The 9,742-nt window shown below is 42.9% G+C and carries 5 protein-coding genes, 1 rRNA gene and 1 pseudogene; 4 read left to right on the top strand and 3 right to left on the bottom strand.

Features of this window, described 5'->3' with window-relative positions; genetic code table 11:
• The 4 genes and pseudogenes from rrf to E0H94_RS16125 all read left to right on the top strand — a co-directional run.
• A 5S ribosomal RNA gene (gene rrf / locus E0H94_RS16140) occupies positions 1 to 92 on the top strand; the annotation flags it as partial.
• A gap of 366 nt (positions 93 to 458) precedes the next feature.
• On the top strand, positions 459 to 1,820 hold the full coding sequence (locus E0H94_RS16135; protein WP_131327435.1) for an MFS transporter: 1,362 nt from the start codon (positions 459 to 461) through the stop codon (positions 1,818 to 1,820).
• 364 nt (positions 1,821 to 2,184) lie between these two features.
• Positions 2,185 to 3,345, top strand: coding sequence for a PQQ-dependent sugar dehydrogenase (locus tag E0H94_RS16130; protein ID WP_131327434.1), 1,161 nt, complete (start codon positions 2,185 to 2,187; stop codon positions 3,343 to 3,345).
• A gap of 229 nt (positions 3,346 to 3,574) precedes the next feature.
• A pseudogene (locus E0H94_RS16125) lies at positions 3,575 to 4,262 on the top strand (sulfite exporter TauE/SafE family protein).
• Here the strand turns inward: E0H94_RS16125 and E0H94_RS16120 are convergent.
• The 3 genes from E0H94_RS16120 to ppc form a co-directional block, all read right to left on the bottom strand.
• The gene (locus E0H94_RS16120) at positions 4,252 to 5,175 is read right to left on the bottom strand and encodes a LysR family transcriptional regulator (protein ID WP_131327440.1); all 924 of its coding nucleotides are present in this window, start codon (positions 5,173 to 5,175) and stop codon (positions 4,252 to 4,254) included. The pseudogene E0H94_RS16125 and the gene E0H94_RS16120 overlap by 11 nt on opposite strands.
• A gap of 120 nt (positions 5,176 to 5,295) precedes the next feature.
• Entirely contained in the window at positions 5,296 to 6,600 is a 1,305-nt protein-coding gene (locus E0H94_RS16115) for a solute carrier family 23 protein (RefSeq protein WP_131327433.1), read from the bottom strand.
• Positions 6,601 to 6,970: 370 nt separating this feature from the next.
• Positions 6,971 to 9,661 carry a phosphoenolpyruvate carboxylase gene (ppc, locus tag E0H94_RS16110; RefSeq protein WP_131327432.1) on the bottom strand — a complete coding sequence of 897 codons (2,691 nt, stop codon included), beginning with the start codon at positions 9,659 to 9,661 and terminating at the stop codon, positions 6,971 to 6,973.
• Positions 9,662 to 9,742: the final 81 nt, after the last annotated feature.

Raw genomic sequence — 9,742 nt, 5'->3', positions numbered from 1 at the left:
ACCACCTGATCCCTTCCCGAACTCAGAAGTGAAACCTCTTAGCGCTGATGGTAGTGTGGGGTTACCCATGTGAGAGTAAGTCATCGCCAGCTCATTAATTCAAACACCCCCTAACCAACGTTAGGGGGTGTTTTTTATTGGAAATTAAAAAGAATACTTCATTAAAGCTTTTTAAAATATGATTAATTTGCAAAGCAAGTTAACTATAGTCTTATTGTTTGAGAGTTTAAGTTTAAAACTATGATTTTTAATAAATAATTATTAATGATTGCAATATAAGTAACGTTTTTACTAGATTTTAAAATCTATTTAGCACTTAGGTTACTGATGAAATGTTCCATTTGATAGGTTAAATACCTTATAGGTATATTTTTATACCTTTGAGGTTTTAGACAAAAAATGAACCGCTATTCATTGTATGTTGACAATAAAAATCTCACAATTGGAGGTGAGTAGAAATGACAGCGACAACAATGAATGTAAATGCTGTAATTGATCAGGCTAGATTTAAACCTTTTCATTTAACGGTTGTTTTGTGGTGTTTATTTGTAGTTTTATTTGATGGTTATGATTTGGCGATTAATGGCGTTGCCTTACCCTTATTAATGAAAGAGTGGGGAATGACTGCAGTACAAGCGGGAATGCTGGCCAGTACTGCGTTGGCAGGCATGATGTTTGGTGCCATGTTATTTGGTATGTTGGCCGATAAAATTGGTCGCAAAAAAGTTATTATTATCTGTGTCACATTGTTTAGTAGTTTTACTTTTGCGGGTGGTTTCGCGTCTACCCCAACCGAATTTGGTGTTTTACGTTTTATTGCGGGTTTAGGGATCGGTGGTGTCTTACCTAACTTGGTGGCACTCACTTCTGAATATGCACCACAAAAATTTCGTAGTACTTTGGTGACGGCTATGTTTAGCGGTTATGCCATGGGTGGGATTATGGCAGCATTATTGGGTGCTACATTTACACCTACATTTGGTTGGCAAATTATGTTTTTCATTGCAGGTATCCCGCTTTTATTTGTGCCAATTTTATGGAAATTCTTACCTGAATCAGTCACTTTTTTGGTCAAGGCTCAGCAAATGGAAAAAGCACGCGATATTATTCAACGTCTTGTACCTGCAGAAACAGTAACTTCAAATACAGTTTTAGTGCTCAATGAAGCTAAAGTCCCGGATGCTTCTGTCGCAGCGCTATTCAAAAATGGCCGTGCGATGGGGACCATTTTATTTTGGAGCTGTTTCTTCATGTGCTTGCTGATGGTTTATGCCTTAGGTAGCTGGTTACCAAAACTCATGATGGCTGCGGGTTATTCATTGGGTAGTAGCTTAATGTTCCTGCTTTCTTTGAACATTGGTGCAGTTATTGGTACAGCGGGTGGCGGTATTCTTGCCGATCGCTTCCATTTAAAACCAGTGATTATCAGTATGCTTATTGTAGGCGCATTGGCACTTGTTGGTTTAGGTTTTAATTCTCCACAACCAGTGATTTATTTATTGGTGGCATTGGCCGGTGCAGCTTCGATTGGCTGTAGTATTTTGCTGTATAGCTATGTCGCGCAATATTACCCACTGGCAGTTCGTTCTACGGGTTTAGGATGGGCATCAGGTATTGGCCGTGTCGGAGCCATTGTAGGTCCAATCGTGATTGGTATGTTATTAGGCATGGAACTTCCGCATAAAATGAACTTCATTGCCGTTGCGATTCCTGCAATTATTGCGGCTTTTGCGGTTTCTTTAATTAAAACGAATCTAGCAGAGGAAGTGGTTGAAGTGCCTACAACATCTCAAACGACCAAACAAAGATCCTATAGTTAAGGTGTTGATGTTGATAAGAGCCTCTTGATGAGGCTCTTTTTCTTGAGATATAGACATGATAAAAATAAAAAAGCCCCGATATCCTATCGGGGCTTTTTCGTATTTCATGAAAGGTAAAACTCCTGTAATACCTCAACGTCCTATTGTCGTCTCTTTATTGTTATTCTAAGAAACATCCTGTTTCTGTATGAGTTCAATGTACCCTGAAACCGGATTCGGGTATAGGCGTCTTTGCTGCATTCCTTGTACGTTTTAGCTGACATCAATTCAATCTTAGCTATGTCGGAAAGCTACATATTCGGTCTATTTATCGGAAGAGGGTTTGGTTAGATTGAATAGAAATAAGTCCTGTAGTGAGGGTGTAATGAACTATTCAAAGTACTGTTTACTTTTGTGGCTTGGATTCCTTAGCTCGGTGTCTATTTTAGCCTGTCATGCACAAGATAAGGCAGCAGATGAACCAAACTCGCAAGCCGCCAAAGTTAGGCTTTCTCAGCCTTATAAAATCAGAAAAATGGTGGCGTTTAATGAACCTTGGGCGATAGCCGAGTTGCCCGATCAGCGCTTATTAATCACTGAAAAATCAGGAAAGCTGTTGGTGTTTAGCCCTAAAACACAGCAAAAAATAACCGTACAAGGAGTGCCACAGGTTGCTTATGGGGGGCAAGGTGGTTTGGGTGATGTGGTGCTACATCCTGATTTTAAGCAGAATCATATGATTTATTTCAGTTATGCCGAACAGGGTGAAGGCGGCTATGGTGCAGTGGTTGCTCGTGCAGTTTTAGATGAACATCTGCCCCATCAACCACGATTAATCGACTTGCAGCCGATTTGGCGACAAGTGCCCAAAGTTTCGGGACAAGGTCATTATGCACATCGCTTGGCCTTTGATTCGGCAGGGAAATTATGGATTAGTTCTGGTGAACGGCAAAAGTTTCAGCCTGCGCAAGATATGCAGAGCAATTTGGGTAAAATTTTACGATTGAATGATGACGGTTCGCCAGCAGCAGGGAATCCATTTATGGCTCAAGGTCCGATTGCGGCACAAGTTTGGAGCCTAGGCCATCGAAACCCTCTGGGTATGACCTTCGATGCACAAGGACAGCTTTGGGTTGCTGAAATGGGACCTCGTGGTGGAGATGAACTCAACCGTATTCGCAAAGCTGCAAACTATGGATATCCGATTGTGTCGAATGGTGATCATTATAGTGGGCTGGATATTCCTGATCATACGACCCGTCCTGAGTTTCAGGCCCCTGAAATCAGTTGGACCCCAGTCATTTCTCCATCGAGTTTAATCTTCTATCGTGGTTCTGAATTCCCGAAATGGACCAATAAAGCATTGATTGGTGGACTCTCTTCACAGGCGATTATTGTGGTAGATACGCAAACTGTGCCTGTACAGGAAGTGCAACGATTAGTCATGAAACAGCGGATTCGTGGTTTGGTTGAAGCACAGGATGGTTCAATTTGGGGAGTAGAAGATGGTAAAAATGCGGCTTTGTTTCAATTGACGGCACCTTAATGGTAATGATTTCAGATCATAACCATGTGGTTGAGAAATTTGGGTCTGTTTTTGTTTCAAATAGGGTTTGTATCATGAGATCCTTGGATGAGGCCTCAAGCAAAAATTGAGGCTGACTTCAAAAAAGCCTGATTTTTCTTTGTACTGAATTGACTTAGCATAGCACTAGGATATTTTAAGGAAGAGAGCAGTGCTGAGTTTTATTGTGGTGGTTTTTCTGCTGGCAGGGATGGTAAAATGCATGATTGGTTTAGGTTTGCCTGCCGTATCGATGGGACTATTGACCATGTTGATTAGCCCTTATCAAGCGGCAGCATTGCTGATAGTCCCTTCTATGGTCACCAATATTTGGCAGTTATTTGCTGAAGGGCAGGTATTGCGGGTTTTAGCTCGGTTCTGGACGCTTTTGCTGGGGATTATTGTCGGTTCAATCTGGAGTATTTTCCCCCCGTCTAGGTCAAAGTGAATTTCACAGTGAAGCGCTTTTAGGCGGGATGTTATTGCTTTACGGCTTATATGGTTTAGCTGCCAAACAAATCCCAAACTTGTCGCGCTATGCTGGAATCTTATCTCCATTAATAGGCTATTTGGGCGGGGCATTGACTGTGGCAACTGGGGTTGTGGTCATTCCTGTGGTGCCTTATTTGCAGTCTTTACATTTGCAGCGGGATGATCTGGTTCAGTCCCTAGGTCTGGCATTTACCGTATCGACCATGTGTTTGGCTATATTTTTACAGCAGAATCCTGTGGCTCACCTCGAGATTGATTATCTATGGTCTGTTTTGGCATTGATTCCTGCCTTACTCGGTATGTGGTTGGGCACGCGGATACGCTATAAAATTGCAGAGCAGAAATTTCGCAAAGTCTTTTTCTGTGGTTTGATTACCTTGGGTGGGTATATGCTACTTAGTCATTAATTGTGTTGGTTAAGGTGTCAAGCTGAGGACGTTGTTGAATTAAATATTGGCTAAAATGTTGATAATCTAAAGTTAAGGTATCAAAGTTTTGTGCAGCCAACAGTAACTTTCGGTTTGCCCATGCACCTTTTAATTGAATTTGCTGGAATGCATACAACTGTTGTAAGCGCTTGGCAGCCCGTTTCGGGATGATGGCAATGCCAACGCCATTGGCAACGACCTGTGCAATTGCACCAAAATTAGGAAGACGAAGGCGATACTGAATGCTATAGCCCAGTAATTTGGCTTGTGCTTCAATCGATTGCTGTAAGGAGTGATATTGCATTAACCCGACAAAGGCATGTTCCAAGGTATCAACCAAGCTTAGTTCAGGATGGTGGGTTAAGGGATGCTGGCGTGGGCAGATCAATACCAGAGGATCATCTGCAAACTCTAAGGTTTGTAGGGTTTGGGCATTAAAAAAATTCGAAATTAAGCCCAGTTGTGCGATCCCTTTGCTTAAGGCTTGAATAATGTCATTGGTTTCTGCTTCTTGTAGTTCAATCTGTAAATGTGGGTTTTCCATGAGGTATGCAGGCAGCACCAAGGGTAAATATTCACTTTGTGCTGAAGAATTACACCACAGGGTCATTCTACTATTTTGCCTTTGTGAAAAAGGCAGCATTGCCTGGTCAAGTTGCTGATGTTGTTGAATTAAAGTTTGGGCATGTTGATTAAACATTTGACCTGCCAGTGTGAGTTTGACGCCAGTGGCATGGCGGGTAAATAGCGAGACAGAGAACTGTTGTTCGAGTTTTTTAATCCGTTCACTCGCGGCTTGTAAGGATATTGCAGAACGTTCTGCACCCTTGGTCAAACTGCCTGTTTCGACAATATTTAGGAATAAGGTTAAGTCAAAAAAGTCGAGGCGCATAGCCATAAATTCATCTTATATTGAGTTTTCCATCTTAAAAACTTGATCGCTAAGAGGCAATGTTAAAGCTTGAAAATATAAAAAAAGCAGCCCGTAGGCTGCTATAAAGTGTTGGAATATTTATTCGCTTTGATCTTTTAAGCTGAAGAACCAGTTTAAAACCAAGGCTGCGAAGGTCGCCGTTCCAATGCCACCCAAGTTGAAATTGCCAAATTGTAAGGCAAAGTCGCCTGTACCTAAAATAATGGTCACTGCTGCAACCATCAGGTTTTTATTTTTAGAAAAATCGACTTTGTTTTCAATCCAGATTTTGGCCCCCGCAATGGTAATTAAACCAAAGACCACAATGGAAGCACCTGTCAGGATTGCAGTTGGAATGGTGTGAATAATGGCACCAAACTTTGGCGATAGCCCCAAGAAAATGGCGAACACACCTGCAATCACAAAGACAATAGTCGAGTAAACGCGTGTAACTGCCATGACTCCAATGTTTTCACCATAGGTGGTCATACCTGGTGCACCAACACCGCCAGAAAGCGTCGTTGCAATTCCATCTGCCAAAAAGGCTTTACCAATTTGCGGGTCTAAGTTTTCACCCGTCATGGCGCTAACTGCCTTAATATGACCTAAGTTTTCTGCCACTAAAATTAGAGCTACTGGAGCAATAATCAACATCGCGTTCACATCAAACTGTGGTGAATGGAATGTTGGGAGACCAAACCAAGCCGCTTGCTGAATTGGGGTAAAATTAATGGCTGTGCCATAACCCATGACATTCGAAACGATAAAGTAAATGAGATAAGCCAATAATAAGCCAATTAATAAGAGTAAGCGTTGTAATAAGCCTTTGGTGAAGACCGCGATAGATCCCATACAAAGCACAGTTACCAATGCCATCCACATATTAAAGGGATTGCCCGCCACGCCTTTCACTGTCACAGGTGCTAGATTTAAACCAATAATCATGACCACAGCGCCAGTTACGACAGGTGGCATGAGTTTTTCAATCCATTGGGTACCCGTTGCCATCACCATTAGACCAAACAGGGCATACAACACACCACATGCCATAATCCCGCCAGCGGCGACGGCTAAATTGGCATTGGGTGCACCCGTTCCAGAAGCGGCATAACCCGTTGCAGCAATGACCACGCCAATAAAAGCAAAGCTTGAGCCAAGATAACTTGGAACACGTCCACCCGTCATGAAAAAGAACAGAATGGTACAGATCCCTGACATGAGGATTGCGAGATTGGGGTCAAAACCCATCAAGAAAGGGGCAAGAACGGTCGCACCAAACATGGCAAAGGCATGCTGAATGCCCAGTACAGCACTCTGTACAGGCGGAAGATACTCATTTGTTCCGACAGGACGTGTCTCGACATTGCCTGTATATGGACGCCATTGGGGAAACCAATTGGACATAAATTGATCGCTTTAGAAATAAATTGTGCACATCATACTCTTTCTTTTCGAGTGATTTAATCATTGATTTTTAATTTTAGATTAAGTAGAAGTCTGATTTATAATAATTTTATACCAAGTGGTAAAATATGTTAATTTTTAAATTAACCATAAATCAATATATTATTCTATAAATTATAGTCGATAAATCCAATTTATCCGCTTTGCTCAGCAATAAATATTTTTTATCAATCTTTCAAATTTTTTTTAACAATGTAAAAAAACTGCTGAAAATTGAACGTAACAAGAACTATTTTGCCAATTCAGGCAAAATCAAATGCCGTATTGGCAACACCGAAAAACTTCGGGTTGCCAACCGTAGACGCGTGCATCAACCTGTATTACGTAAACCTGCGGCAATCCCAGCAATACTGACCATTAAGGCATGATCGACAGGGGTATGTTCAGCCTGACGTTCAGCCAGATATAAACGACGTCGCTTCATGAGTTCTGCTTGCAGCAGATGTAAAGGCAGCAAGTAGGGTTTACGCACACGCATCGACTGATCCAGCACTTCATTGCTACTGAGCAGTTTCGATTCATCTTTTAAGGTGAGTAGGGTTTCAACTGCATCTTGTAGGCGTTGACGCAATGTGGTGCCCAGAGCCTTTAAGTCCTCATCTTGGGTCAGGTGAGTTTCATAATACAATGCCACATGCCCATCGGCTTTGGACAAGACCATTTCCAACATATCAATCAGGGTTTGGAAATAAGGCCATTGCTGCAACATTTCCTCTAAGGTCGCTTTATGTCCTTGTTCAATCACTTGGTTAATGGCGGCACCTGTGCCTAACCAAGCAGGGAGCATTAAGCGAATTTGTGTCCAAGCAAATACCCAAGGAATGGCACGTAAAGATTCAATCCCACCACTGACTTTACGTTTGGCTGGGCGTGAACCCAATGGCAACATTTGCAGTTCCAGTTCAGGTGTGACCGTTCTTAAATATTTCACAAAATGTGGATTTTCACGCACCGTTTGACGGTAAACCTGTACCGAAAGATCGGTCATGCGATGCATGAGTTCGCGCCATTCTGCTTTCGGCTCTGGCGGTGGAAGTAAGGTTGCTTCGAGCGTTGCTGCGGTATAAATTTCCAGATTTTGTAGCGCAATGCCTTCCAGTCCGAATTTAAAGCGGATCATTTCGCCTTGTTCAGTCACACGAATAGCACCAGAAATTGAACCTGGAGGTTGAGAAAATAGTGCCTGTTGGGTTGGAGCGCCACCACGGCTGATGGAACCACCACGACCATGGAATAGGGTCAATTGTACTGCATGTTGTTTGGCAATTGCGGTGAGTTCTTCTTGAGCACGGTATTGCGCCCAATTGGCAGACATAAAGCCTGCATCTTTGGCCGAGTCTGAATAACCAATCATGACTTCATGTTTGCCCTGAATGTGCTGCTTATACCAGTGCATACTGAACAGCGTTTGCATGGTATGCGCTGCACCATCCAAGTCTTTCAAAGTTTCAAACAGCGGCACCACACGTAAAGGCTGTTGAATGCCGGCTTCTTTTTGTAAGAGCAACACGGCAAGCACATCACTCGGGTATTCCGCCATGGAAATAATATAGGCACCTAGACTTTCAGCAGGCTGTTCTGCCAAGGTCCGCATGGTGGCAAATACTTCTTGCACATCGGGATGCAGAATCAGGCTTTGCTCAGGTTCATTTAAATGCTTTGGTAATAACGGACGTTTGCTTTGTAATTCTTGTAATAAGAAGTTTTGACGGGCTTGTTCTGTCCAAGTTTCAAAATTACCCAGACCCAAATATTCGGTAATGGCAGAAATGGCTTGGCGATGACGTCCTGACTCCTGACGAATATCCAGTTTTAATAATTCAATCCCAAAGCAATTGACCCGATGGATAAAGTCCAATAATTTTCCATTGGCAATTTCAGGCAGGTTGCATGATATTAGAGAGCGATAGCAGAGTAATAATGGCTGTAACAGTTCCTGTTTGCTTTTAATCACGCGACTGTCATCCAAGACCTGATCTTGCCCCTGTAACTTATGGGCCAACCATTCACGCGTGATTTTTAAGCGTTCGCGAGTGTCACGTAAATATTCACGATAAGGTTCAGGATGCGGTGCACCCAAAGCCTGCATTAACTCATTGCTACAGTTTTGAATCGACAATTCCCAACGCAGGTCTTCAATATCACGTAAATATAAATCGGCGGCTTTCCAGCGCGACAACCACAGCACTTCTTGGGTCACATTGTGGGTTACATTCGGGTTGCCATCACGGTCTCCGCCCATCCAGGAAGCAAAACGCACAGGAGCCACATGTAGCGGTAAACGCTGCCCACAATGCTGTTCCACCATTCCATCCAGTTCACGCATGAACTTGGGTACTGCATTCCACAAGGTTTGCTCAATGGTGGTGAAGCCCCATTTGGCTTCATCAATAGGGGTTGGACGATGTTGACGAATTTCATCGGTTTGCCATGCGGAACAGATCAGTTGTTTTAAGTCATCTAATACCGCTTGGCGTTCACGCGGGGTGAGTTTTTGCTGATCAAATTTAAATAAACAGTCATTAATGCCATCATATTTTTGAATCAGGGTACGACGGCTCACTTCTGTCGGGTGTGCAGTCAACACCAGTTCAATTTTGAGCTCACACAGTTGTTGGTAGAGTTGTTCGGCTGAGACTTGATGGGTTTTAAATTTTTGGAACAGATGATCGAGTGGATTCGGCGATGGGGCTTCAGGATCAAATTCACTTTGGCGACGGCTACGCACCACATGGTATTGTTCGGCGATATTGGCGAAGTTCAAAAAGTGTGTGAAGGCACGGGTGAGCGGAAGAATTTCATCATCTTCTAGGCTGAGGAAAAGCTGCTCTAGTTGCTTTTCGGCTTCAACTTGTCCATCACGTGCACCTTTGGCTAACGCCCGAATCTGTTCTATCTGATTAAACAAATCTTGCCCGGCATGTTCTTTTAGGGTTTCACCCAATAAATTACCCAGTAACCGTACGTCTTCGCGTAGTGGAGCATCAATTTGTTGAATCATTTTCCATTCTCCAGTTCTTATTCTTTTTGACTATACCCCGATTTAATTGAATGCCAAGTAGCAGAGCGACAAAAGTCGCAA

This window comes from Acinetobacter sp. ANC 4173 (assembly GCF_004331255.1).
Taxonomy (GTDB): domain Bacteria; phylum Pseudomonadota; class Gammaproteobacteria; order Pseudomonadales; family Moraxellaceae; genus Acinetobacter.
Note: the sequence above shows the minus strand (reverse complement) of the source record. Positions and strands in the feature narration are given on the sequence as shown.